21 protein-coding genes and 1 riboswitch are annotated in these 25,533 nt (G+C 64.0%); of the genes, 14 read left to right on the top strand and 7 right to left on the bottom strand.

Annotated elements, in window-relative coordinates:
- Window positions 1-6 precede the first annotated feature (6 nt).
- The 6 genes from LB515_RS14300 to ftsH all read left to right on the top strand — a co-directional run bounded on the left by LB515_RS14300 (window position 7) and on the right by ftsH (window position 8,081).
- The gene (locus LB515_RS14300) at window positions 7-1,161 is read left to right on the top strand and encodes a cell envelope integrity protein TolA (RefSeq protein WP_224708097.1); all 1,155 of its coding nucleotides are present in this window, start codon (window positions 7-9) and stop codon (window positions 1,159-1,161) included.
- Window positions 1,162-1,228: 67 nt separating this feature from the next.
- Window positions 1,229-2,521, top strand: a complete 1,293-nt coding sequence (gene tolB, locus LB515_RS14295; protein ID WP_224528395.1) for a Tol-Pal system beta propeller repeat protein TolB — start codon at window positions 1,229-1,231, stop codon at window positions 2,519-2,521.
- Window positions 2,522-2,778: 257 nt separating this feature from the next.
- Window positions 2,779-3,285, top strand: a complete 507-nt coding sequence (pal, locus tag LB515_RS14290) for a peptidoglycan-associated lipoprotein Pal (RefSeq protein ID WP_095767281.1) — start codon at window positions 2,779-2,781, stop codon at window positions 3,283-3,285.
- Between the two features lie 232 nt (window positions 3,286-3,517).
- The gene (ybgF, locus tag LB515_RS14285) at window positions 3,518-4,672 is read left to right on the top strand and encodes a tol-pal system protein YbgF (protein ID WP_095767282.1); all 1,155 of its coding nucleotides are present in this window, start codon (window positions 3,518-3,520) and stop codon (window positions 4,670-4,672) included.
- Window positions 4,666-6,024, top strand: a complete 1,359-nt coding sequence (gene tilS, locus LB515_RS14280; protein ID WP_224708096.1) for a tRNA lysidine(34) synthetase TilS — start codon at window positions 4,666-4,668, stop codon at window positions 6,022-6,024. Before ybgF ends, tilS begins: the two co-directional genes overlap by 7 nt.
- Before the next feature lie 122 nt (window positions 6,025-6,146).
- The gene (gene ftsH / locus LB515_RS14275; protein ID WP_224708095.1) at window positions 6,147-8,081 is read left to right on the top strand and encodes an ATP-dependent zinc metalloprotease FtsH; all 1,935 of its coding nucleotides are present in this window, start codon (window positions 6,147-6,149) and stop codon (window positions 8,079-8,081) included.
- 196 nt (window positions 8,082-8,277) lie between these two features.
- Here ftsH and LB515_RS14270 read toward each other — a convergent pair whose 3' ends face one another.
- Together LB515_RS14270 and LB515_RS14265 are read right to left on the bottom strand one after the other, a co-directional pair.
- A complete protein-coding gene (locus LB515_RS14270) occupies window positions 8,278-8,736 on the bottom strand; it encodes a hypothetical protein (RefSeq protein ID WP_224528015.1) in 459 nt (152 codons plus the stop codon).
- A 242-nt stretch (window positions 8,737-8,978) separates the two neighbouring features.
- The gene (locus LB515_RS14265) at window positions 8,979-9,845 is read right to left on the bottom strand and encodes a hypothetical protein (protein WP_224708094.1); all 867 of its coding nucleotides are present in this window, start codon (window positions 9,843-9,845) and stop codon (window positions 8,979-8,981) included.
- A gap of 367 nt (window positions 9,846-10,212) precedes the next feature.
- Between LB515_RS14265 and glmM the strand changes: the two genes are divergently transcribed.
- The 5 genes from glmM to serA all read left to right on the top strand — a co-directional run bounded on the left by glmM (window position 10,213) and on the right by serA (window position 16,620).
- The gene (gene glmM / locus LB515_RS14260) at window positions 10,213-11,565 is read left to right on the top strand and encodes a phosphoglucosamine mutase (protein WP_095767287.1); all 1,353 of its coding nucleotides are present in this window, start codon (window positions 10,213-10,215) and stop codon (window positions 11,563-11,565) included.
- Window positions 11,566-11,783: 218 nt separating this feature from the next.
- Window positions 11,784-12,596 (top strand): outer membrane protein, encoded by an 813-nt coding sequence (locus tag LB515_RS14255; RefSeq protein WP_224708093.1) that lies wholly within the window; start codon window positions 11,784-11,786, stop codon window positions 12,594-12,596.
- Window positions 12,597-12,798: 202 nt separating this feature from the next.
- The gene (locus LB515_RS14250; RefSeq protein WP_224708092.1) at window positions 12,799-13,584 is read left to right on the top strand and encodes an outer membrane protein; all 786 of its coding nucleotides are present in this window, start codon (window positions 12,799-12,801) and stop codon (window positions 13,582-13,584) included.
- A gap of 194 nt (window positions 13,585-13,778) precedes the next feature.
- Window positions 13,779-14,954, top strand: a complete 1,176-nt coding sequence (locus LB515_RS14245; protein ID WP_224708091.1) for a phosphoserine transaminase — start codon at window positions 13,779-13,781, stop codon at window positions 14,952-14,954.
- A gap of 64 nt (window positions 14,955-15,018) precedes the next feature.
- Window positions 15,019-16,620, top strand: coding sequence for a phosphoglycerate dehydrogenase (serA, locus tag LB515_RS14240; RefSeq protein ID WP_095767291.1), 1,602 nt, complete (start codon window positions 15,019-15,021; stop codon window positions 16,618-16,620).
- A gap of 94 nt (window positions 16,621-16,714) precedes the next feature.
- On the opposite strand, the gene LB515_RS14235 is transcribed toward serA, so the two are convergent.
- Window positions 16,715-17,614, bottom strand: coding sequence for a DMT family transporter (locus tag LB515_RS14235; RefSeq protein WP_224549297.1), 900 nt, complete (start codon window positions 17,612-17,614; stop codon window positions 16,715-16,717).
- Window positions 17,615-17,935: 321 nt separating this feature from the next.
- Here LB515_RS14235 and LB515_RS14230 point away from each other — a divergent pair, with 321 nt between their 5' ends.
- Window positions 17,936-19,234 carry an adenylosuccinate synthase gene (locus LB515_RS14230; RefSeq protein ID WP_224627862.1) on the top strand — a complete coding sequence of 433 codons (1,299 nt, stop codon included), beginning with the start codon at window positions 17,936-17,938 and terminating at the stop codon, window positions 19,232-19,234.
- 69 nt (window positions 19,235-19,303) lie between these two features.
- A complete protein-coding gene (locus tag LB515_RS14225) occupies window positions 19,304-21,121 on the top strand; it encodes a hypothetical protein (protein WP_224708090.1) in 1,818 nt (605 codons plus the stop codon).
- Between the two features lie 26 nt (window positions 21,122-21,147).
- On the opposite strand, the gene LB515_RS14220 is transcribed toward LB515_RS14225, so the two are convergent.
- Genes LB515_RS14220 through LB515_RS14205 form a run of 4 tightly spaced genes read right to left on the bottom strand, consistent with a single transcriptional unit; the run spans window position 21,148 to window position 24,205 of the window.
- Window positions 21,148-21,447, bottom strand: a complete 300-nt coding sequence (locus tag LB515_RS14220; protein ID WP_095767294.1) for a CcdB family protein — start codon at window positions 21,445-21,447, stop codon at window positions 21,148-21,150.
- Window positions 21,447-21,689, bottom strand: coding sequence for a type II toxin-antitoxin system CcdA family antitoxin (locus LB515_RS14215; protein WP_095767295.1), 243 nt, complete (start codon window positions 21,687-21,689; stop codon window positions 21,447-21,449). Before LB515_RS14215 ends, LB515_RS14220 begins: the two co-directional genes overlap by 1 nt.
- 55 nt (window positions 21,690-21,744) lie before the next feature.
- Window positions 21,745-23,559 carry an ABC-F family ATP-binding cassette domain-containing protein gene (locus LB515_RS14210; protein ID WP_224708089.1) on the bottom strand — a complete coding sequence of 605 codons (1,815 nt, stop codon included), beginning with the start codon at window positions 23,557-23,559 and terminating at the stop codon, window positions 21,745-21,747.
- A gap of 1 nt (window position 23,560) precedes the next feature.
- Window positions 23,561-24,205, bottom strand: coding sequence for a thiamine diphosphokinase (locus tag LB515_RS14205; RefSeq protein ID WP_224708088.1), 645 nt, complete (start codon window positions 24,203-24,205; stop codon window positions 23,561-23,563).
- A 135-nt stretch (window positions 24,206-24,340) separates the two neighbouring features.
- Window positions 24,341-24,446: riboswitch (TPP riboswitch) on the top strand.
- A gap of 45 nt (window positions 24,447-24,491) precedes the next feature.
- Between LB515_RS14205 and thiB the strand changes: the two genes are divergently transcribed.
- Window positions 24,492-25,502: a thiamine ABC transporter substrate binding subunit gene (gene thiB / locus LB515_RS14200; protein WP_224708087.1), complete on the top strand. Its 1,011-nt coding sequence runs from the start codon at window positions 24,492-24,494 to the stop codon at window positions 25,500-25,502.
- The last annotated feature ends 31 nt before the right edge of the window (window positions 25,503-25,533 follow it).

Below are 25,533 nucleotides of genomic sequence, written 5' to 3'. Positions count from 1 at the left end.
CGCCAAATGCGGACCGGCCTCACCTCATCGGTGATCTTGCATACGGTGGCGCTGGCCTTCGGGCTGTTCACGCTGTCGTCGCCACCTGCCATGCCCGCGGCCGACGTGGAGTCGGTGGCGGTCGACATCGTGCCTATGGAAGCCGTGCCGCAGACGCTGCAGGGCGACAAGAAGTCGGTGATGCATGAAAAACCGGCGCCGCTGCCGACCAAGCGGCCGGACGTCGCGCCCAATGCACAGAAGGTCGGCGAGAACACCGTCGATACCGACAAGCCGGTGACGGACGAAGCCAAGCCGAAGCCGGTCGAGAAGACGGCGGCGCCGCCGCCCGCGCCGACGCCGACCGAGAAACCGGCGGTCGAGGACGTGCCGAAGCCGCAGGAAAAACCGAAGCCGACCCCGGCGACGGAAGTCGCGCCGACTCCGACGCCGAAGGAAGAGGTCAAGCCCGAGCCGGTCAAGCAGACGGAGCCCAAGCCGACGCCGGCCAAGCAGCCGACACCGACGCCGCCGAAGGACACGACCGCCGCTATTTCGAAGGAAGAGGTGAAGCCCGACGCCGTCGCCGAGGCGATCGCCCAGCAGCAACCCACCGACGAGGCCAAGCTTCCGGACTCCGCGCCTGCGCCGGAAGCGCGGCCGAAGCCGCAGCCGGCCCAGGCCGAAAGCGCCAAGGCGCCGGACCGCAAGGACGCCGACAAGCCGGTGAAGGAAGCGTCTTCCAAGCCGAAGTCGGACGACAAGCAGTTCAATGCCGATGAGATTTCCGCCCTGCTGGACAAGCAGAAGCCGTCCGGCGGCGGCGCGAAGCGCTCGACGCAGCAGGCTTCGCTGGGCGGCGAAAAGGACCAGGGCCAGAAGCTGTCGAAGTCGGAGGAAGGGGCCCTGCGCGATCAGCTTGCGGGTTGCTGGACCTTCCCGGCGGGCATGGAAGCCTCGGACGATCTCATCGCCGTGATCTCGTTCAATCTCGACGCCTCCGGCAAGCTGGACGGCCGGCCTGTCGTCGAGAAATCGAGCGGAAACCGCCAGGTCGACGAAAGCGCGGTGCGCGCTATCCAGAAATGCAACATGGCCGGCCTGCAGGTTCCTCCCGGAAAACAGGACATCTGGGCGCAGATCAAGGTCACTTTCGATCCGAGGGAAATGCTTGGCCTCTGAGCCTGCCCTCCGCACAATCAGCGAAGAGAAGCGAGAAGATATGAAATTCACCCTCAAGCCGCTCCTGATGGTCGCGACAATTGCACTGGGTTCTATCGTTGGCGCCGCCGCGCCGGCATGGGCTCTCGTCGAGATCAACGTCAACAAGGGCAATGTCGAACCGCTGCCGATCGCCATCACGGATTTTCAGTCGAATGATGCGCTGGGCGCGCAGATCACCGAGATCGTCACTGCCGACCTGAAGCGCTCCGGCCTGTTCGCGCCGATCGACAAGAGCGCCTTCATCGAAAAGATTTCCGGCCCGGACGCCACGCCGCGCTTCGACGACTGGAAGGTGATCAACGCGCAGGCGCTGGTCACCGGCAGCGTCGGCAAGGAAGCCGACGGACGCATCCGCGCCCAGTACCGGTTGTGGGATACGTTTGCGGGCCAGCAGATGGCGGGCGAGCAGTTCTTCGCCAACGACGCCAACACCAGGCGCGTCGCCCATATCATCGCCGACGCCATCTATGAGCGGATCACCGGCGAAAAGGGCTATTTCGACACGCGCGTGGTCTTCGTCGACGAGTCCGGCGCCAAGAACGCCCGCAAGAAGCGGCTGGCCATCATGGACCAGGACGGCGCCAATATACGCTACCTGTCGGACGGCCGCGCGATCGTTCTGACGCCGCGTTTTTCGCCGAACCGGCAGGAAATCACCTACATGTCCTATGAAAGCGGGCAGCCGAAGGTGTATCTGCTGCAGATCGAGACCGGACAGCGCGAGCTGGTGGGCAACTTCCCCGGCATGACGTTCGCGCCGCGCTTCTCGCCCGACGGCCAGAAGGTGATCATGAGCCTGCTGCGCGACGACGGCAACTCCAACATCTTCGCCATGGATCTGAGGAGCCGCTCGACGACGCGGCTCACCGATTCGACCGCGATCGACACTTCTCCCTCCTATTCGCCGGACGGCTCGCAGATCGTCTTCACCTCCGACCGCGGCGGCGGCAGCGGCCGTTCGCAGATCTATGTCATGGGCGCGGACGGCTCCAATCCGCACCGCATATCCTTCGGCGACGGCGTCTATTCGACGCCCGTCTGGTCGCCGCGCGGCGATCTCATCGCTTTCACCAAGCAGAGCGGCGGCGAGTTCCAGATCGGCGTCATGAAGACCGACGGTTCGGGCGAGCGCATCCTGTCCTCCGGCTTCCAGCAGGAGGGTCCGACCTGGGCGCCGAACGGCCGCGTGCTGATGTTCTTCCGCGACTCCGCCGGCGGCCCCAAGCTGGTCTCGGTCGATCTCACCGGCCGCAACGAGCAGCAGATTCCGACGGCGAACTACGCTTCCGATCCGGCTTGGTCGCCGTTGCTGGAGTGAGGGGGGCGGGGAACTGAGGAATTGAAGAATTGAAGAAAGCGGGCGGCTCAAAATCCTGCTTTCCCCCTTGGTCGCGTTTTGGCCGCATTTCTGCCTAGGGTCCGCGCCCAGTCTTGCCCTTGGTAAATGCGTGGGAACGAGAAGAGCCGCGGGGGCAGCTCGAAACCAAATATTAACCGTGTTTCTTGAATGCCGGTTAACCCAAACGTGGTTACTGGGTGATCAACGAAATCACTCATATGCGAAGGAGAGGCGGCATGGGCCGTATCGCAGCACTTACCAGAAACCCAGCGATGATCGCTCTCGTGATGGCGCTCGCCATTACCGGTTGCGCCTCGAAGAAGACCCCGAACAGCGCGGCCGATCTCGGCCTCAACGGTGCCGGCGCCGCCACGCCCGGTTCGGCGCAGGACTTCACCGTCAACATCGGCGACCGCATCTTCTTCGATACCGATTCCTCGTCGATCCGCGCCGATGCGCAGACCACGCTGGCCCGCCAGGCGCAGTGGCTGAATCAGTACCGCCAGTATGCGATCGTCATCGAAGGCCATGCCGACGAGCGCGGCACGCGTGAGTACAATCTGGCACTGGGCGCCCGCCGCGCCGCCGCCACCCGCGACTTCCTTGTCTCCAAGGGCGTCTCCGCCGGCCGCCTGAAGACGATCTCTTACGGCAAGGAGCGTCCGGTCGCGGTCTGCGACGACATCTCCTGCTGGTCGCAGAACCGCCGCGCCGTCACCACGCTTTCCGGCGCCGGCTCCTGACGCATGATACCGAAGATCGGGGTCGATTTTCGGTAACGGCGCTCGGCGTCCCAGGCGACAAAAATACAACATCCCAAAAATGAAAGGCGGCCTCAGGGCCGCCTTTTTCCTTTGCAACAAACCGAAACAAAATTTGGCCGAAGTCTCGCGTCCTGCTATGAGCGCGAGGGCGCTTCCTCCCTTGTTTGATTTGGAAAGGCGCATCAGGCCAACACCCACCGCGAGAGACAGAATGCACTTCAGAACGGTCCTGAGCGGCACGCTTGCGCTGCTGCTCGTATCAAGCCTCCCAAGCCTTGCCGCGCCGGCCGACAGTGCCGGGCCGGCCGCCGACAGCGGGTTCACCTTCCATCTGCCCACGCTCGGCATCTTCGGCGACAAGAAGAAGCCGGAACAGGCGCAGGTCGCACAACAGGAGGGCGGCGCCGGCGTGACTGGTCTGGAAGACCAGCTGCGCCAGCTGAACGGCAAGATCGAGGAGATGAATTTCCAGATCCTGCAGATGCAGGAACAGATCCGCAAGCAGCAGGAAGACAATGAGTTCCGTTTCCAGCAGCTGGAGGGCCAAGGAGGCGCCAAGCCGGCCGGGCAGAAGAAATCGGAAGCCGCGCCCCAGGACAACAATAACGGCAACACCAATCTCGGCGATGCCGGCACCGGTCAATCCGGCACCGGCGACGCCGGAGCCGACAATAGCGTCGCCCAGGCCCCGGCGACGCAGCCGCCGGCTGGCACCGGTGCGCAAAACGGCGGCAAAAGCGTTGGCGACGTCATCGTGGAATCGCAGACCGGCGATCCCGGCAAGCTGATCACCGGCGCGCCGCCGAAGAATTTCGGCACCATCACCGTCGACAAGAACGGCAACGTGGTCAATGCCGAGACCGGCCCGCAGGCCAGCGCGCCGGCGGAAGCTCCCGCGGCCACGGCAAACGCTCCTTCCGCCGAAACGCCGGCCAAGAAGAGCAAGTCCGGCGGCACCGAAGTGGCGGCACTGCCGTCGACCAACAATCCCGACGAGCTCTATCGCAATTCCTACCAATTCATCCTGTCGGGCGATTATCCGACCGCCGAGCAGGGTTTTCGCGACCATATTTCCCGCTTCCCCAAGGACGCCAAGGCGGCTGATGCGCATTACTGGCTAGGCGAGTCGCTGCTCGGGCAGCAGAAATACCGTGACGCGGCCGAAGTCTTCCTCGCCGCCAGCAAGGACTATCCGAAGGCGAAGAAGGCGCCCGACATGCTGCTCAAGCTCGGCGTTTCGCTGGTCGGCCTGAAGCAGAACGACGTCGCCTGCGCCACCTTCAGTGAAATCGGCAAGCGCTATCCCGATGTTTCCGGCGCCCTCAAGGAACGCATCAAGCAGGAAAGGGCCCTGGCGTCGTGCTGACGCCCGACAGCAAACCTGACCTTTTGGACTGCCTTTTCTCCGACCTGGATCTTTCGACCGGCGCCATTGCTGCCGTGTCCGGCGGCAGCGACTCGACCGCCCTTCTCCTTCTCCTCAAAGATCACCTCGACCGGACGGCATCGGCCGCCAGGCTGCTCGCGGTGACCATCGATCATGGCCTGAGGCCGGACTCGGCCACTGAGGCGCGGCTCGTTCAACGCTTCTGCGCCGAGCGCGGCATCGCGCATCGCATTCTTGCCTGGCGCGGCGACAAGCCCGCGACCGGTCTGGCGGCCGCCGCGCGCGAGGCGCGCTACCGGCTGCTTGCCGAAGCTGCCGGCGCCGAAGGCATCAAGCTGATCCTGACCGGCCACACTGCCGACGACCAGGCCGAGACGGTGCTGATGCGGCAGGCGCGCGACGATGAGGGCCGGGGCCTCGCCGGCATGGCGCCCGCCACGCTGTTCGACTGGCGGACATGGATCGTCCGGCCGCTGCTTAGCACAAGGCGCGCGGCACTGCGCGAGATGCTGCGGGCTCGCGACATCGGCTGGATCGAGGATCCGACCAATGCCGATGTTCGCTTCGAGCGGCCGCGCGTGCGGGCGAAGCTCGCGCAGGGCGACGGCGAACAGCGTATCGCGCAGGCGCTGGCACGGGCGGGCCAGGCGGCTTTCGAGCGCCGGGACGTCGGCCGCCGCGCGGCCACGCTCATCGACGCCTTTGCCGGCAGGCCGGTTCCGGGCCTCATCCGCCTCGATCGCAAGTTTGCCGGACATGAGGATGGCCAAGCCGCCATCCATGCGCTGCGCATCCTGTTGGCCACCATCGGCGGCGTCTCGTTTCTCGCCGACGAGACGCGCTGCGCTGCGCTGCTTTCGCGCCTGCGGTCCGCTCCGTTTCGCGCCACATTGTCGCGGACGGTTATCGACGCGCGACGAACCGGCATTTTCCTTCGGCGCGAGAACCGCGACCTGCCTGCTGCCGCGCCACCGCAGCACAACCGGCTCTGGGACAATCGGCGGCGCATCACTTTGAAAGACGGGCCTGGCGACTTGGTGATCGCGCCGCTGGGGGCGGCCGCCGCCGGGAAAGCGCCCTTGAGCGAGGATATCCCGCCGAGCCTTTCGCGCGCCGCGCTTGCCGCGGAGCCCGCGCTGTGGTCCGCCGGCGAATGCCTTGGTTTTGCGGGCGGCAATGCCTGCTCGCGATCGGTCTCGATCGCTCCGGCGGTGGCTCCTTTCGCGCGCTTCCTGCCGTCCTTCGACATCGAGCCCGCCGCCGCCGTGGCGGCCCTGGTTGGCGCGCCGCCGTTGCCGGCACCGCCATTCCGCCGCCATGATGATGGTTGAGGGTGGGCGAAAGCTTAACCGATACGTGCTGTTCTGCTTGGCAAGGGGGGGCGCTCTCCCTATGTTAGGCCCAAGCTAATCCATCATCGCGGGTCCGCGCGCGGACGCCAACGGGACAATAGATGAATCCGAATTATCGCAACCTCGCGCTCTGGGCGATCATAGCGGTCCTGCTCATAGCCCTGTTCAATCTTTTCCAGACCCCGCAGACGCGCGGCGCCACCACGGATATCGCCTATTCGCAGTTCCTGCAGGACGTCGCGTCGGGCCGGGTCAAAAGCGTGACCATCGCCGGCGCCCGCATCTTCGGCAACTACACGGACAACGCCAACGGCTTTCAGACCTATTCGCCCGGCGACCCGTCGCTGGTCTCCAGGCTGCAGGACAAAAACGTCACCATCACCGCAAAGCCCGAGACCGACGGCTCCAATTCGCTGTTCGGCTATCTGATCTCGTGGCTGCCGATGATCCTGATCCTCGGCGTGTGGATATTCTTCATGCGCCAGATGCAATCGGGCTCCGGCCGCGCCATGGGCTTCGGCAAGTCGAAGGCCAAGCTTTTGACCGAGGCGCACGGCCGCGTCACCTTCCAGGACGTCGCCGGCGTCGACGAGGCCAAGGAGGATCTCGAAGAAATCGTCGAGTTCCTGCGCGATCCGCAGAAGTTCCAGCGCCTCGGCGGCAAGATCCCGCGCGGCGTGCTCCTGGTCGGCCCGCCCGGCACCGGCAAGACGCTGCTCGCCCGCTCGGTCGCCGGTGAAGCCAACGTGCCGTTCTTCACCATTTCCGGCTCGGATTTCGTCGAGATGTTCGTCGGCGTCGGCGCAAGCCGTGTGCGCGACATGTTCGACCAGGCCAAGAAGAACGCGCCCTGCATCATCTTCATCGACGAAATCGATGCCGTCGGCCGCCATCGCGGCGCCGGGCTCGGCGGCGGCAATGACGAACGCGAGCAGACGCTGAACCAGCTGCTGGTCGAGATGGACGGTTTCGAGTCTAACGAGAGCATCATCCTCATCGCCGCCACCAACCGGCCCGACGTGCTCGACCCGGCGCTGCTGAGGCCCGGCCGTTTCGACCGCCAGGTCGTGGTGCCGAACCCCGACATCGTCGGCCGCGAGAAGATCCTCAAGGTGCATGTGCGCAACGTGCCGCTGGCGCCCAATGTCGACCTCAAGGTGGTTGCGCGCGGCACCCCGGGCTTTTCCGGCGCCGATCTGATGAACCTCGTCAACGAATCCGCGCTGATGGCGGCGCGCCGCAACAAGCGGCTCGTCACCATGGCCGAGTTCGAGGACGCCAAGGACAAGATCATGATGGGCGCCGAGCGCCGCTCGTCGGCGATGACGCAGGCCGAGAAGGAGCTGACCGCCTATCACGAGGCCGGTCACGCGATCCTGGCGCTCAACGTGCCGTCGGCCGACCCGCTGCACAAGGCGACCATCATCCCGCGCGGCCGCGCGCTCGGCATGGTCATGCAGTTGCCGGAAGGCGACCGCTATTCGATGAGCTACAAGTACATGATCTCGCGGCTTGCGATCATGATGGGCGGCCGCGTCGCCGAGGAGTTCAAGTTCGGCAAGGAGAACATCACGTCGGGTGCCTCCTCCGATATCGAGCAGGCGACCAAGCTGGCGCGCGCCATGGTCACGCGCTGGGGCTTCTCCGACAAGCTCGGCCACGTCGCCTATGGCGACAACCAGGAAGAGGTCTTCCTCGGCCATTCGGTGGCGCGCACCCAAAACATCTCGGAAGAGACGGCGCAGATCATCGACGCCGAGGTGCGGCGCCTGATCGACGACGCCTATTCGACCGCCAAGACCATCCTGACCAAGAAGAAGAAGGAATGGATCGCGCTCGCCGAAGGACTGCTCGAATACGAGACGCTGTCCGGCGACGAGATCAAGCAGCTGATCGCTGGCAACAAGCCCCCCCGCGACCTCGGCGACGACACCCCGCCCAGCCGCGGCTCGGCCGTGCCGAAGGCCGGCACCGGCGGCCGCCGCAAGAAGGGCCCCGAGCCCGAAGGCGGCATGGAGCCGCAGCCGTCAAGCTGAGGTGATGCGCGAAAGACTGATCGAGAAACGCCGCGGCTTGCTCCGCGGCGTTTTTGTTTGCATTGGAGACAAGGCGAGGCTTCCCTCGTCCTGGCGCGTAGATATCGCCCAACAGCAGATCCCAGATACTCCCGAGGATGATGGCTCAACGTCTGCGGGAAAAACGGTGAGCCGCTTTATCCGCCGTATTTGATTTTTATGATTCAGCTTTCAGCCGCGCATTGCAGAGGCTGTAGTAACCGCCGCCTTTCTGGATCCAGCGAAGGCCGTTCAACGTACCCGCTTCCTTGTTGTTGTGGTAACCCTGCAGGCAGGTCTTCATCCGGGCCTTAGCGGGCTTTTCGGTCTTGAACTCGGCGGCGAGGGTGGTTGGGAATGTCACGCCCGCCGGCGCTACCGTGGGGACGACCGCCGCGCTGGTTTCCGTTTTCTGCTGCTCCGCGGATGTGACCGGATCCGCGCTGACGCTCTCCGCGGCGGACGTCGCGCATTTCTCCTTGCGGAAAGCGGCCCAGTCCATGCCGTTCAGAGTGCCGCCTTCCTTGGCCGCCCGATAGGTCTCGCTGCATTCCTTCATCGTCAGCGCGCTCGCAGGTGAGGCGTTCCAAGCGACCAATGCCGTCACAGCCAACGCCGCCAATTTCAAACTGAACATTGAGACCCTCCTGATTGATGATAAGTTTGACATCTTTTTGTATACTGTTTGTTCCCTATATGTTCAACCGGAATCTTTGCGAGCTGCCGACAAAACCTGGCGATGGGCAGTGTGGGCAAATTGACGATGCCGACGGTCCCGCCATATGCAGATGCGAGCAAGGCCGCGGGCGTCTTCGCCTGCAACAAAAGGCCCGCGCATCTTGCGACGCGCGGGCCTTTTCCCTTCGAATAATTAGGCGATCAGCTCTTCAGCTTGGCGTTGCAGAGGCTGTAGAAGCCGCCGCCTTTCTGGATCCACTTCAGGCCGTTCAGCGTGTTGGCATCCTTGTTGGCATAGTACTGCTCGAGGCAGGTATGCATGCGGCCCTTGGCCGGGGTCTCGTTGGCGAATTTCGGCGAGATGGCGGCCGGGAAAGTGACGCCCTTCGGAGCGGTCACAGTCGGCTTGGCCGGTTCCTTCGTGAAAGTCGCCTCAGTCGGCGCAGGCACGGTGTCGTCATCGTCGGCACCTGCGCCGCATTCGGCCTTGCGGAAGTCGTTCCACTTCATGCCGTTCAGCTTGTTGGCGGTCTTCGCAGCCTGGTACTTGGTGCTGCACTCGGCCATGGTCAGGCCCTTGCCGCCATCGGCAGCGGCGGTCGAGGTCTTGGTCGTCGTGGCGGTTTTGGTGGCGGGGGCGGTGGCAGCCGCAGCGGTTGCGCCAGGGCCGCACTCGGCCCTGCGGAAGTCGTTCCACTTCATGCCGTTGAGCGTGCCGGCGGATTTTGCGGCCTGGTATTTGGTGCTGCACTCCTTGGAGCTCAGGCCCTTGGCCGCGTCGTCGGCAGCGGCGGCCGCCTTCGTCTTCTTGGCGGGCTTGGTGTCGGCGGCCTTCGTATCGGTCGCGGCCTTGGTGTCGGTCGCGGCCTTGGTGTCGGTCGCGGTGGCGTCGCTGCCGCACTGGGCCTTGCGGAACTGGTTCCAGGTCTGGCCGGCGAGCGTTCCCGCATCCTTGGCCGCGTTATACTTGGTGCTGCACTCGGCCATGGTCAGCGCGTTGGCCGGCGCCGCCAGGAACAAGGTTGCGACGGCGATACCCGTCAAAGCTGCAAGTCTATGAATAAGCATGGCGTTTTCTCCCTTGCTGCCGCCAATAAGTGTCCCTATGCCAAATCAATAGCTCTCAATGTCCGGTTGCGCCAGATGCTTCCGGCACAGGCGCTCTCACAAAGTGTGTTATTCGCGATAAGGTGATGAATTGCCTGCCGGTTCGCCGCCAGCCAGGCTTTGCCGGGAACAGGGCGCCGACAAGCCTCGCACCGGCAGGTATAGCGCCGCCACGTCAAAGGTGGTGACAGGCTGTCGAATCGCTTGCATCGCCCGCTACAATGTTTTTCTAAGAATTGGTAATATACAATCACGAAATTTGATGATCGGATGCGGCCCAATCTGTGGCAAAACGGGCGGCTGAAAAACCGACGGGGACTTGAGACACATGGCAGGTCAGTATTTCGGCACCGACGGTATCCGCGGACGCGCCAACAAATTTCCGATGACGGCCGAGGTCGCCATGCGCGTCGGCATGGCCGCCGGGCTCTCCTTCCAGCGCGGCAATCATCGTCATCGCGTCGTGCTCGGCAAGGACACGCGGCTTTCCGGCTACATGATCGAGAACGCCATGGTGGCGGGCCTGTGCGCCGCCGGGATGGACGTGTTCCTGCTCGGCCCCATACCGACGCCCGCGGTCGCCATGCTGGTGCGCTCGCTGCGCGCCGACATCGGCGTGATGATCTCGGCCTCGCACAATCCTTACTACGACAACGGCATCAAGCTGTTCGGTCCCGACGGCTACAAGCTTTCCGACGAGATCGAGGAACGTATCGAAGGCATGCTCGACAAGGATATCGAGCTGGCGCTCGCCGATTCCGACGGGCTCGGCCGCGCCAAGCGCGTCGATGGCGTGCATGACCGCTATATCGAATTCGCCAAGCGCACGCTGCCGCGCTCGATGTCGCTTTCTGGGCTGAGGATCGTCGTCGACTGCGCGAACGGCGCGTCCTACAAGGTGGCGCCCGAGGCGCTGTGGGAGCTCGGCGCCGAGGTGGTGGCGATCAATGTCGAGCCGAACGGCTTCAACATCAACAAGGAGTGCGGCTCGACCCATCCGGCCGGCCTGCAGAAGAAGGTGCACGAGGTGCGCGCCGATATCGGCATCGCGCTCGACGGCGACGCCGACCGCGTCGTCATCGTCGACGAGAACGGCACCATCGTCGACGGCGACCAGATCATGGCTCTGATCGCCGAGTCCTGGCACCAGAGCGGGCGGTTGGCCGGCGGCGGCGTCGTCTCCACCGTAATGTCCAATCTCGGGCTGGAACGCTTTCTTGGCGACATGAAGCTGCAGCTGCATCGCACCAAAGTCGGCGACCGCTATGTGGTCGAGCACATGCGCGCGCATGGCTTGAATGTCGGCGGCGAGCAGTCCGGCCATATCGTGCTGTCCGATTTCTCGACCACCGGCGACGGCCTGGTCTCGGCGCTGCAGGTGCTGGCCTGCATCAAGCGGCAGAACCGGCCGGTCAGCGAATTGTCGAAGAAGTTCGAGCCGGTGCCGCAGCTCTTGAAGAATGTCCGCATCTCCGGCGGCAAGCCGCTGGAGGAAGCTGCGGTCAAGGCGGCCATCGAGGATGCGCGCAACCGGCTTGGCAAAGCCGGCCGCCTGGTGATCCGTCCCTCCGGCACCGAGCCGCTCATCCGGGTCATGGCCGAGGGCGATGATCCGCAGCTGGTCGAAGCGGTCGTCAACGACATCGTCGGCATCCTGCAGGACACCCGCAGTGCCGCCTGAACGCCGTCCCGCAGTTCCTCTAAATCCGCAAGCCCGCCGCCAGGCGGGCTTTTTGTCGCCGGGCGGGCAGATCGGACAACGGCGTTCGCTCTAAAATTGCATAGATTCGTGGTTAATCGGTACGGTTAAACGGCTTTTAACCTTTGCAATTCATTATCCAAACCCGAGGTCAATCATCTTCGGGCGATGTCGTCCCGAGGCTTCTTAGGGGTGACAGAATGTTCAAGACAGCAAGAATGGCATTGCTTGCCGCGCTGTTCGCGGGGATAGCCGGACCGGCTCTCGCCGCCGACCTCGCGGAACCGCAAATCGAAGAAGCTCCACCGCCGGTAGTCGAACCGCAGCCGATTGATGTCGGCGGCTGGTATATCCGTGGCGACATCGACTATCACAAGTCGACTTTGCGTGGCATCGACTACATTACGTACGGACCGCCGCCCGGCACCAACGATTTCGATTTCGGCAAGCTGAAGGGTGGCTTCTCGCTAGGCGGCGGTGTCGGCTACAAAGTCAACGACTACTTCCGTACCGATCTGACTGCCGACTATTGGTTCAAATCGAACTTCAACGGCCAGACCTCGGACCTCACCACGACATCAACCGAAGTGTCGAGGATGAGCGCCCTGCTGCTGCTCGCCAACGCCTATGTGGATATTGGCACCTGGCACGGCATCACGCCTTACGTCGGCGCCGGCATCGGCGGCGCGCACATCAAGTGGGACACGGTCCACGATCCGAACACCACCGAGACCAATCCGGGGTCATCCAACTGGCGCTTCGCCTACGCTCTCATGGCGGGCGCTTCCTACTGCCTGACCGACAGGGTGATCCTCGATGCAGGCTATCGCTTCACCCACATCCAGGGCGGCCGCATGTTCGAGTTCGATTCGACCAGTTCCGGGCCGGGGTTCGATCATGGCATAAACACGCATGAAGTGCGCGGCGGCCTGCGCTACCAGTTCGGCGGCAACAATGGCTGCGCCGCACCGGTCGCCTATCAGCCGGAACCGGAACCGATCTACACCAAGTAATCGCCTTCATTATCCCGAAATTCGTCAGCCGCCCGGCGCCCGCCGGGCGGCTTTCGCTTTTGCGTCATCCGTAAAATCCCATCGAAATCAATTCGGTAACCGGCTGTTATCCTTAACCGCCACTTAACCACTATGGTTAACAATGGCTCCTTGAAACGGCGCCCGCGTTCGCGGCTGGCGCCAATTTCAGGAGCCGGGGACCATGATATCCAGATCGCGTATCGCGTCAGCGCTTGCCGCATCCATGCTGTTGCCGATGACACCGGCGCTTGCGGCCGACTACGATCCGCCGATCTATGTCGATCAGGCGCCGGACTATCAGCCGGTCGAGATCGGCTCGGGCTGGTACCTGCGCGGCGATGTCTCGTATCTGGCGAACAAGAGCTTCAAGAACGGGGATTTCACCTTCCCGTCGACGATCGCCAGCGAAAGTTTTAGCGAGAGCGAGGACGCGTATTTCGCGAGCATCGGCTTCGGATATCATTTCAACGATTACCTTCGCGCCGACATCAACCTCGGCTACCTGCCCGGCAACAAAGCCAGCTTCAGTTATGACGACACAGCTACCGTGGTGGCACCGGCAACGGCGACCGTGGGAGATGGAAACCTCAAGAACTATGCCTTCTCAGGCATATTGAACGGCTATGTCGATCTTGGCACATATGTCGGCGTCACGCCCTATATCGGCGCGGGTATTGGTATCGTTCAAAGCAAATACAGTCTTTCGGCGGATTATTTCACCGACAACGGGGATGCAAGCGACGACTTCTCTCGGCGCAGCAGCAAAACAAAATATTCCTTGGCCTACACATTGAACGCCGGCCTTGCCTACCAGGTCTCGAAGAATGTTCTGATCGACCTTGGCTATCAGTATTTCTCCGCGCCCGAGGCCGAATATGTCACGGCCGCAAGCCTGAATTCCTTCCCTGTCCACAAGGGCATCAGCAATCATCAGATCAAGCTTGGGCTGCGTTACGATCTCTGGTGAGCCACGCAGGCTGAGAGGTTTCGACGGCGGGTCCTAAGGGCCCGCCGTTCTCCTTTCGGATCGAGCGCGAGTTGGAACGAATATCCCGTCCGCGACAAAAACTTTGCTCTTGACGCCGGAAGCGTGAGCGCATATCGCCGTCCGTGGGCCACCCCTCCCCAACGAGGGGCCACTATCTGGAAGGATAGACCACGATGACGACGCTTACCAAGCCCGGACTCCGTCCGGCAAACCCCAATTTCTCTTCAGGTCCCTGCGCAAAACGCCCCGGCTGGTCGGTCGAGGCGCTCAAAGCCGCCGCGCTTGGGCGCTCCCACCGCGCCAAGATCGGCAAGGCGAAGCTCGAGCAGGCTATCGAGCTGACGCGCGAAATCCTCAAGGTTCCCACAGACTATCGCATCGGCATCGTGCCGGCGTCGGACACCGGCGCGGTCGAGATGGCGCTCTGGTCGCTGCTTGGCGAGCGCGGCGTCGACATGGTTGCCTGGGAAAGTTTTGGCTCCGGCTGGGTGACGGATGTCGTCAAGCAGCTCAAGCTCGCGGATGTTCGCAAGTTCGAGGCCGGCTACGGCGAACTGCCCGACCTGACGCAGGTCGATTTCGACCGCGACGTCGTCTTCACCTGGAACGGCACGACCTCGGGCGTGCGCGTGCCGAACGGCGATTTCATTCCCGCGAGCCGCAAGGGCCTGACCATTTGCGACGCGACATCGGCCGCCTTCGCGCAAAGGCTCGATTTCGAGAAGCTCGATGTCGTCACCTTCTCCTGGCAGAAGGTGCTGGGCGGCGAGGGCGCGCATGGCATGCTGATCCTGTCGCCCCGCGCCGTCGAGCGGCTGGAGACCTACAAGCCGGCCTGGCCGCTGCCGAAAATCTTCCGCCTGACCTCGGGCGGCAAGCTGATCGAGGGCATCTTCAAGGGCGAGACCATCAACACGCCGTCGATGCTGTGCGTGGAGGATTATCTCGATGCGCTCCGCTGGGCGAAATCGATCGGCGGCCTGGAAGCGCTGATCGCGCGCGCGGATGCCAATGCCGCGGTGCTCGACCGGTTCGCTGAGAAGTCGACGTGGCTCGGCCACCTCGCCGTCGATCCGGCGACGCGCTCGAACACGTCAGTGTGCCTCTCCTTCACCGACGCGCAAGTGGTGGCGCTCGATGCCGACGGCCAGGCGGCCTTCGCCAAGGGGATCGTGTCCGCCCTCGACAAGGAAGGCGTCGCCTACGACATCGGCTCCTACCGCGATGCGCCGCCCGGCCTGCGCATCTGGTGTGGCGCGACCGTCGAGACCGCCGATCTCGAAGCGTTGCTGCCCTGGCTCGACTGGGCCTTCGCCACGCAGAAGGCGTCGCTCAAGGCAGCGGCCTGAGTTTCATGGCGGCCCGCGGGCCGCCAGTTCCCGACACATCCATTCCCACGTCAAGGAGGCCGCAATGGCGCCCCGCGTTCTCGTTTCGGATAAACTTTCCACCACCGCCGTGCAGATCTTCAAGGATCGCGGCATCGACGTCGACTATTTGCCCGATCTCGGCAAGGACAAGGAAAAGCTCGCCGAGGTGATCGGCCAGTATGACGGCCTCGCCATCCGCTCGGCGACCAAGGTCACCGAGAAACTGATCAATGCGGCAACCAGGCTCAAGGTCGTCGGCCGCGCCGGTATCGGCGTCGACAATGTCGATATCCCGGCCGCCAGCCGCAAGGGCATCATCGTGATGAACACGCCCTTCGGCAATTCGATCACCACGGCCGAGCATGCGGTGGCGATGATCTTCGCGCTGGCGCGGCAGATACCGGAAGCCAATGCCTCGACCCATTCCGGCAAGTGGGAAAAGAACCGCTTCATGGGTGTCGAAATCACCAGCAAGACGCTGGGCGTGATCGGCTGCGGCAATATCGGCTCGATCGTCGCCACGCGCGGCGTCGGCCTGAAGATGCATGTGATCGCCTTCGATCCGTTCCTGTCGGACAGCCGCGCCGAGGAGCTCGGCGTTCAGAAAGTCGAGCTCGACGAGCTCTTCGCCCGCGCCGATTTCATCACGCTGCACACGCCGCTGACCGACAAGACGCGCAACATCATCGATGCGGCGGCGATCGCCAAGATGAAGGACGGCGTGCGCATCATCAATTGCGCCCGCGGCGGATTGGTCGTCGAGGCGGACCTGGTCGCGGCGCTGAAGAGCGGCAAGGTGGCCGGGGCCGGCATCGACGTGTTCGAGGTCGAGCCGGCCGAGAACAACCCGCTGTTCGGTATGGAGAATGTCGTGGCAACGCCGCATCTCGGCGCCTCGACCACCGAGGCGCAGGAGAATGTCGCGCTGCAGGTTGCAGAGCAGATGAGCGACTACCTGATCAAGGGCGCGGTCTCCAACGCCATCAACATGCCTTCGATCACAGCCGAGGAGGCGCCGCGGCTGAAGCCCTTCGTCAAGCTTGCCGAAGTGCTCGGCGCCTTTGTCGGTCAGGTCACCGAGGATCCGATCAAGGAGGTCGAGATACTGTTCGACGGCTCGACCGCGACGATGAACACGCGCGCGCTGGTGAGCGCTGCCCTTGCCGGCCTCATCCGGCCGCAGGTCTCCGATGTCAACATGGTGTCGGCGCCGATCATGGTGAAGGAGCGCGGCATCATCGTCGCCGAGGTCAAGCGCGACAAGTCGGGCGTGTTCGACGGCTATATCAAGCTCACGGTCAAGACCGAGCATATGACGCGCTCGATCGCCGGCACCTGCTTCTCCGACCACAAGCCGCGCTTCATCCAGATAAAGGGCATCAATCTCGATGCCGAGGTCGGCCAGCACATGCTCTACACCACCAATGCCGACGCGCCCGGCATCATCGGCCTGCTCGGCACGGTGTGCGGCGAGAACGGCGTCAACATCGCCAACTTCCAGCTCGGCCGCAACCGACCGGGCGGCGATGCGATAGCGCTGCTCTATCTCGATGCGCCCTTCCCGGAAAGTGTGCTGGAGCAGGTACGCGCGCACAAGTCGATCGACTCGGCGAAGCGGCTGCGCTTCGACGTCGGCGGCGAGTAACGTCCGGACGTGAAAACGCCCCGCTTGCATCAGCAGGCGGGGCATTCATGAGATGGCCGTCACCCGATGGCCGCTTGCCGGGAAGTTGAGATATTCACCCCGTCTGCAGCGCTGCTCGGCTGCCGCTGTACTCGGCAAGCGCAATGCCGCCGAGGACAAGCGCCAGCGCGAAGGCCTGATACGCCTGAAACTGCTCGCCGACGATCAGCACCGAAAGCAACGTGCCGAAGATCGGCACCAGATTGATGAACAGGCCGGCGCGGTTGGCGCCGATCAATTCGTTGCCCTTGATGTAGAGGACCTGCGAGACGACCGAAGCGCCAAGCGCCGTGTAGAGCGTGAGTGCCCAGCCACGGGCGTCCGGCACGATGACGCGGCCAGACGCGACCTCCCAGACGAAGAAGGGCAGGGAAACCAGCAGCGCGGCAATCGACAGCGCCAGCATGAAACTTTGCCAGCGGATTGCCGGCCTGAGGCGCAGTCCCACCGAATAGAGGCTGTAGCAAAGCACCGCCACAAGCATGATGGCGTCGCCAAAATTGAGCTCGAGCTTCAGCAACTGGCCGAGGTCGCCATGACTTGCCGTCAGCGCGACGCCGGCGATGGTGAGCACGACGCCGACGATCTGCAGAGGCTGCACGCGCAGCCTGAACAGCACGAAATTGGCAAGAATGATGACGATCGGGATGGCTGCCTGCTCGATCGAGACATTGATGGCGGTCGTGTAGTTGAGCGCCGTATAGAAGATGACGTTGAAGATGGTGAAGCCGCAAGCGCCGAGCCCGGCAAGCAGCCTCCAGTGCCTGCGCACTTCGGGCCAATCCTCACGCAGCGTCCGCCAGCCGATGGGCAGCAGGATCAGCACCGCCATCACCCAGCGCAGGAACACCAGCGTCATCGGCGAGACATGGCCGACGGCAAGCTTGCCCGCCACCGAATTGCCGCCCCACAAGAGCATGGTCGACAGAAGGAACAGATAGGCGGCTCGGTGCATGGAGGTTCCGGCCCTGCGGGTGCTCGAGGGTTCGGCCCGGCCTAGAGTGGCGGCGGCGGCAAGTAAATGATGCGAAAGCCGGAATTTGTTGTGCCTGGACCAGGTTGACGTCTCGGCGTTGGCGTCATTTTGATCCAAGTCCTTGAGGGGCATGGTCACTTGCGGAAGCCGGTTCCCGCTTTTTGGGTTCGCCGACCTTCGGTTCGGGTCATGCTCCATCGATGGTTTCGGCGGCAAAGAAAGGGTCGCGCCAGCCTCCGCTTGACGCTATAGAGGCCTGTCGTTTCAGGCCGCCCGCGCGGCATTTCAAGGGAAAAGAACATGGCCAATGTGGTGGTCGTCGGCTCGCAATGGGGTGACGAAGGCAAGGGCAAGATCGTCGACTGGCTGTCGGAACGGGCCGATGTGGTCGTGCGCTTCCAGGGCGGCCACAATGCCGGCCACACGCTGGTCGTCGACGGCAAGGTCTACAAGCTGTCGCTGCTGCCCTCCGGCGTGGTCAGACAGGGCAAGCTTTCGATCATCGGCAACGGCGTGGTGTTCGATCCGCATGCCTTCGTCGCCGAAGCCAAGAAGCTCAAGGAGCAGGGCGTGGAGGTCACGCCGGAACGCCTGAAAATAGCCGAAAACACCGCGCTTATCCTGTCCCTGCACCGGGAGCTGGACGGATTGCGCGAAGACGCAGCCTCGAATTCAGGAACCAAGATTGGCACGACACGTCGCGGCATCGGCCCCGCCTATGAGGACAAGGTGGGCCGGCGCGCGGTGCGGGTGATGGATTTGGCGGATCTGGAAACGCTGCCCTTGAAGGTCGACAGGCTGCTGACGCATCACAATGCGCTGCGCCGCGGGCTCGGCCATGCGGAAGCGACGCATGAGGCGATCATGCAGGAACTGACCTCGGTGGCCGCCGAGATCCTGCCTTACATGGACCGCGTCTGGAAGGTGCTCGACGACAGGCGCCGCGCCGGCGAACGCATCCTGTTCGAGGGCGCGCAGGGCACGCTGCTCGACATCGACCACGGCACCTATCCCTTCGTCACCTCATCCAACACCGTGGCCGGGCAGGCCGCCGCCGGTTCGGGCGTAGGCCCCGGCGTCATCGGCTATGTGCTCGGCATCACCAAGGCCTACACGACGCGCGTCGGCGAAGGGCCGTTCCCGACCGAGCAGATGAACGAGATCGGCGAGTTCCTCGGCACGCGCGGCCACGAGTTCGGTGTCGTCACCGGCCGCAAGCGCCGCTGCGGCTGGTTCGACGCCGTGCTGGTGCGCCAGGCGGTCGCTGTCAACGGCATCAAGGGCATCGCTCTCACCAAGCTCGACGTGCTCGACGGGCTCGACGAGATCAAGGTCTGCACGGGCTATCGCCTCGACGGCGAGACGATCGATTACCTGCCGGCCAGCCAGGGCGCGCAAGCGCGGGTCGAGCCCGTCTACGAGACGCTCGAAGGCTGGAAGGGAACCACGGCCGGCGCCAGAAGCTGGAACGATTTGCCGGCGCAAGCCGTCAAATATGTCCGCCATATCGAGGAGCTGATCGGTGCCCCCGTGGCGTTGCTCTCCACCAGCCCCGAGCGGGACGACACAATACTTGTGACCGACCCATTTCAAGACTAGTTTCACAGCCCTTCCCGGCGCTATGGCTGATTTGCGGTCGGCGGGAAAAGAATGCAGGTCACCTGACGCATGGCAGATTTCGTTAGTGTTCTGAAAAAGCAGCTCGACAAGAAGGCCGACCCTTCGTTCGAGATGCGCAAGCAGATATACGACGGCGCCCGCGCGGTGCTGGCAAAGAAACTGGCCGAGTATTCCCCGCCGCTTGCGCCCGATGTCGTCAGCAAGCAGAAGCGCTCGCTGGAAGACGCCATTTCCAGTGTCGAGCGCGAGTATGTCAAACGCGTTCCGGCCGAGGATCCGCTGGCGGAGCTGGAGCATATTTTCTCCTCCATCGACCGCAACAAGAACCAGCCGAGCCATTCCCGCCAGCCGGCGGCGCCGGAACCCGCCAAGCCGGATCCGTTCAAGTCCGAGCCGTTCAGGCCGTCGCCGGCGCCCGCCAGGACCGAACCCAGCTGGCAAAGCGGGCCGAAGGCGGAACCCCCGCGGCAAACCCCTGCGAAGGACGAGCCAGCCTGGCAGAACACGGCAAGGACCGAGCCGAACTGGCAGACCGCGCCAAAGGCGGACCCAGCCTGGCAGAAGGCGCCGCCGCCGATGCCGTCGCCGCGCGAAGACGATGTAGGCCTGGCGGGCATGGACGATGCCGATGACGGCAGCGATGTCTTTGCCAATGACGAGCAGCCGGCGGCCGATACCTTCCAGCGCCTGCGGCCACAGCAAAAGCGCAAGCGCAGCTATGGCGGCTTGATCGCCGCCGTCGTCGCGCTCCTGGTGCTGGCCGGCGGCGGCTACGGCATATGGCTGAACAAGAATGCGTTCGGGTCGCTCTTCGGCCTTGGCGGCGGTGGCAGCAAGACGGCCTCGACAGAGCCGCTGGTCAAGCCGGCTCCGGCCAAGCCGGCGACGGAGACGGCGGCCGCGCCGGCGGCGTCCGGCACCGGCGAGGCGGCCGACACCAACAAGTTCACGCAACGCCTGACGCCCGAGGGCAAGGAGACCGATCCCGGCCCGGCCGGCGGACAGCCCACGATCGGCGAAGGCGAATCCGTCGCGGCGCTGACCTCGCGGCCGCCGGCGACGCCGGCGACGACCCCGCCTGCTCCGGCCACGCCTGCTCCGGCCACGCCGACGCCTGAGACGCCTGCCGCCGGGGCGCCGACGACCGAAGCGGCCAATCCAACGCCGCCCGCAGCCGGAACCACACCGCCGGCGGCTAGCGCGGCAACACCGCCCGCGGCCGGCGTTACGCCGCCTGCGGCAGCGACAACGCCGCCGCCCGCGGGCACGACACCGGCTGCGCCGGCGCCTGCGACCGCCGAGGCAACGGTGCCAGTCGGGCAGAAGGCGATCTTCTATGAGGAGCGCACCAGCACGCAGCAGGGCACAGCTGAGCCTGGCAGCATCGTGTGGTCGCTTGTGCAGGAATCGCCCGGCGGCGACCTGCCGCCGGAACCGGCGATCCGCGCCGAGGCGACGATCCCGGGCAAGAATATCCAGCTGCGCATGACGATCCGGCGCAACACCGACCAGACACTGCCCGCCAGCCACATAATCGAGATGATCTTCCTGACGCCGGAAGGGTTCGATGGCGGCGGCGTCGACAACATCCTGCGCATCGCCATGAAGAGTTCCGAACAGGATGCCGGCAGCCCGCTGATCGGTATCCCGGCCAAGATCGCCGACGGCTTCTTCCTCGTCGCGCTCAACGACACCAAGGCCGACGAGGACGCCAACCTGACGCTGCTGAGAGGCCAGGCCTGGATCGACGTGCCAGTAGTCTACAAGACCGGACGCCGCGCCCTGCTCACCATGGAAAAGGGCATCCCCGGCGAGAAGGTTTTTGACGAGGCGCTGAAGGCCTGGGCGGCGAAGACATCGGGGTGATGGCAGCGGCGGTTTTAAGCCGCCGCTCAGAAGCCCTGAAACAGCATGTCGAGAGCGGCGACGATCTCGTCATGATGCCTGCCAAGGTTTCCTTCTGCCGCCCGCAATTCGGAAGCCGTCACAGCCGAAATGAACTGAGTGACCATAACGTGTTCCTTGCCATCGATCCTGAAGATCGGGTTCAGCCTGCGTGCCGGCAGCGGTGCGATGTTGGGGGGCAGAAGGGGAACGACGACGTTGGTATCGAGCTGTTCTAGTATGTCGGACTGGACATCGAGGAGATAACCGTCGCTTCCCGTGCTTCGGTAGAAATCGTAGCGAGCCATCAAAACAGCCGGTACTTGGCCAAAGGCAGACCGTTACGCTTGACGTATTCGTTAGAGCTTTCGAGCGCTTCCTTGTTCTCCTCCTGCCAGCGACGGATCTTCTCGGCAGAAATTGCCTTGGCGATTCCTTGCTCGGCGGCGCGGGACATATTGATACCCAATGCCTTGGCCTCCTCGATCAATCTCGAATCGATCGAGGTGTTTACCGATTTGCGTTGCGGTTTCGCAGTTGATTGGAGCACGGCAGCCTCTCTATTCCATGCGCATAATATAAGCGCATAGAACGTGCAGGCAAGCCTACCCTTCCATCTCTTCGCGTAGCATCTCCAGTTCCAGCCACTCTTCCTCGAGTGCCGCCAGCGTCGTGCGCTCCTTGTCGAGCGCGGCGATAGTCTTCTGGAACGAGGCGGGGTCGCGCTCGTAGAAGGAGGGGTCGGCGATGTTGTTCTCCAGTCGCGAGATCGAGGCCGTCACCGCTTCGATCTTCTTAGGGAGCGAATCCAGTGCGAATTTCTGCTTGAACGAGAGCTTTTTCGCGGCGCCTTTGGGCGCCGCCGGTTCGGCTTTCGGTCCAGCCTCGCTCGCCTCGGTCTTGGACCTTGCCTTGCGGTCTTCCAGCCTGGAGCCGCCGCGCTGCGCCAGCATGTCGGAATAGCCGCCGGCATATTCGATCCAGCGGCCGCCGCCGTCCGGCGCGATCACGCTGGTGACGGTGCGGTCAAGGAAGTCGCGGTCGTGGCTGACCAGTATCACGGTTCCGGCAAACCCCGCGACAAGCTCCTGCAGCAGCTCCAGCGTCTCCATGTCGAGATCGTTGGTCGGTTCGTCCAGCACCAGAAGGTTCGCCGGCCGGGCCAGCACGCGGGCCAAAAGCAGCCGCGCGCGTTCGCCGCCGGAAAGCTCGCGCACCGGCGTGCGGGCCTGCTCCGGCTTGAACAGGAAATCCTTCATGTAGGAGACGACATGACGCTGCTCGCCGTTGACGACAAGGTTCTCGCCGCGTCCGTCGGTGAGGTAATGCGCCAGCGTCTCCTGCGGATCGACGGCCTCGCGCTTCTGATCGAGCGTCGCAATCTCGAGATTGACGCCAAGGCGCACAGTGCCGGCGTCCGGCGCCAGCTCGCCGGTCAGCATCTTCAACAATGTTGTCTTGCCGGCGCCGTTCGGGCCGACCAGGCCGACGCGGTCGCCGCGCTGGATGCGGGTCGAGAACCCCTTGACCACGGTGAGATCGCCAAAGCTCTTGTCGATGTTCCTGGCCTCGATCACCAGCTTGCCGGATTCGGCGGCGTCGCTGGCCACCATCGTCGCGGTGCCCTCTGCGCCGCGATGGCTGCGGAAGCGCTGGCGCATGGTTTGCAACTCGCCGAGGCGGCGCATGTTGCGCTTGCGCCTGGCGGTCACGCCATAGCGCAGCCAATGTTCCTCGCGCACGATCTGGCGGCCGAGCTTGTGCTGGTCGCGCTCTTCCTCTTCCAGCACCTGGTCGCGCCATTCCTCGAAATGCGCAAAGCCCTTGTCCAGCCGCCGCGTCTGGCCGCGGTCCAGCCAGACAGTGGCGCGCGTGACGCGCTCGAGAAAGCGGCGGTCATGCGAGATCAGGATAACCGCGGAGGAGGTGCGGGCGAGCTCTTCTTCCAGCCATTCAATCACCGAAAGGTCGAGATGGTTGGTCGGCTCGTCGAGGAGCAGGATGTCGGGTTCCGGCGCCATGACGCGGGCAAGGGCGGCGCGGCGCGCCTCGCCGCCGGACAGGTCGTTCGGCCGCTCCTCGCCGGTCAGGCCAAGATGTTCCATCAGATAGGTGGCGCGATGCGGATCGTCGGCCGGGCCAAGGCCCGCCTCGACATAGGCGCGCACGTCGGCGAAGCCGTCCATGTCCGGCATCTGCGGCAGATAGCGGACCGTGGCCGAAGGCTGGCGGAACACCTCGCCATCCTGCGGCTCGATCATCCCGGCGGCGATCTTGAGCAGCGTCGACTTGCCCGAGCCGTTGCGCCCGACCAGCGCGATCTTCTCGCCGGCGGATGCGCTGAGCGCCGCGCCGTCGAGCAGCGGGGTGCCGCCGAAAGTCAGTTTAATGTCGTCGAGGTTGAGGAGTGGCGGCGCCATGTCAACTTTCTGGAAGAGGATAGGGGTGGGCCAGAAGCAGGGCCCGGCCGCGCTCCAGCGCGATGCCAAGCTGCCCTTTGACCTCATTTGATATAGTGAGCGAGGAACCGAACGCCACCTCGACGCGGTCGAGAGGCCATTTGGCGCCGGTGACCGTCAGGCCGGACAGGTCGGAAAAGCCGAGCACCGAAAACAAGGTGCCGTCGTCATAGTCGAAGCTGGCCTTGCCGCGCAGGATGGGAGCGCCTTCCTGCGCGCCGCTGGTCAGCAGCACGGTCGTGCCAGCCTCGGCCCGCCGCACGGCCAGCGCCAGATGCAGGAAGGCATGGTCGGCGCGCTTGCCGCCGAAGGCGCCGGCCAGCACGAGGCTGGTGGCGCCACGCTGAAGCGCTTCCGCTATGGCGAGCTCGCCATCGGTCATGTCCTTCTCGGCCGGAAAGACTTTTCGCGGCACGGCGGCGAGATCATCCGGCAGGTTCGCCGGCACCGAGTCGAAATCGCCGACCCAAAGTTCGGGGACAAGTCCAAGCATGCGGGCATGGCCGATGCCGGCATCGGCGGCGATGACGCGCGAGCCAGCGATCTGGCGTTCGAGCCGGGGCGTGCGGATAAGCTCGCCGCCAAGCAGGATGGTGAATGTGCCCATGGCCGTCGCCCTTACCAGCCCGTCGGGCGAAACGGAAGCGGGATGCCGTGCGCTTCGGCTGCGAGGCTACCGGCGAACATTAGCTGCCCGGCAAACTTCCGCTTGCGCGCTGCTTCGGCGGGGCCTATCTGTCGAAACGCTCTAACGGGGTGCCGGACGTGATCCGGCTGAGAGGCGATCAAGCCAACCCGCTGAACCTGATCCGGTTTGTACCGGCGGAGGGATTAGACGTTTCGGACGATCCGGCGCCTCAATTCCTTGTCACTCGAACGAAGGAGGCGCCGATATGCGCGCAATACTGTCCCATCTCATTCTCGCAACCGGCTTAGTTTCGCTTCTGGCGGGCGTCGCGCCTGCCGCTGCGAAGGACAAGCTCACCGTCTATACCTATGAAAGCTTTACCGCCGATTGGGGTCCCGGCCCGGCGGTGAAGAAGGAATTCGAGGCCGAATGCGGCTGCGATCTCGAATTCGTCTCGGTGGCCGACGGCGTGGCGCTCCTCAACCGCGTCAAGCTCGAAGGCGCCGGCACCAAGGCCGACATCGTGCTCGGCCTCGACACCAATCTCACCGCCGACGCCAAGGCGAGCGGACTGTTCGTGCCGCATGGCGAAGTCTCCGCCATCGACGTGCCTGGAGGCTGGAGCGACGACACTTTCGTGCCTTTCGACTACGGCTATTTCGCCGTCGTCTATGACACGCAGAAGCTTAAAGTCCCGCCGAAGAGCCTGAAGGAACTGGTCGAAGGCGCCGGCACGGACAAGATCGTCATCCAGGATCCGCGCACCTCGACGCCGGGCCTCGGCCTGCTCTTGTGGGTGAAATCGGTCTATGGCGACAAGGCGCCGGAAGCCTGGGCCAAGCTGAAATCGAAAGTGCTGACGGTGACGCCGGGCTGGAGCGAGGCCTATGGCCTGTTCACCAAGGGCGAGGCGCCAATGGTGCTGTCCTACACCACCTCGCCGGCCTACCACATGGTGGCCGAGAACACCGAGCGCTACCAGGCCGCCTCGTTCGAGGAAGGCGAGTACCTGCAGATCGAGGTTGCCGGCATCACCATGACGGGCGCGAAGAACCCGCTGGCGCAAAAGTTCATCGCCTTCATGACCGGACCGAAATTCCAGGATGTCATTCCGGAAACCAACTGGATGTTCCCGGCCGGCAAGACCGACAAGCCGCTCAACCCGGCCTTCGACAAACTGGTGAAGCCGACCAAGACCTTGCTGTTCAGCCCGCAGGAGGTCGCCGCCAACCGCAAGGCGTGGGTGGATGAGTGGCTGGCGGTGATGAGCAAATAGGATCGCTATTCGCGCAAGATGATCGCTCTAC

It is taken from the genome of Mesorhizobium sp. CA15 (assembly GCF_020165215.1).
Lineage (GTDB): Bacteria > Pseudomonadota > Alphaproteobacteria > Rhizobiales > Rhizobiaceae > Mesorhizobium.
Note: the sequence above shows the minus strand (reverse complement) of the source record. Positions and strands in the feature narration are given on the sequence as shown.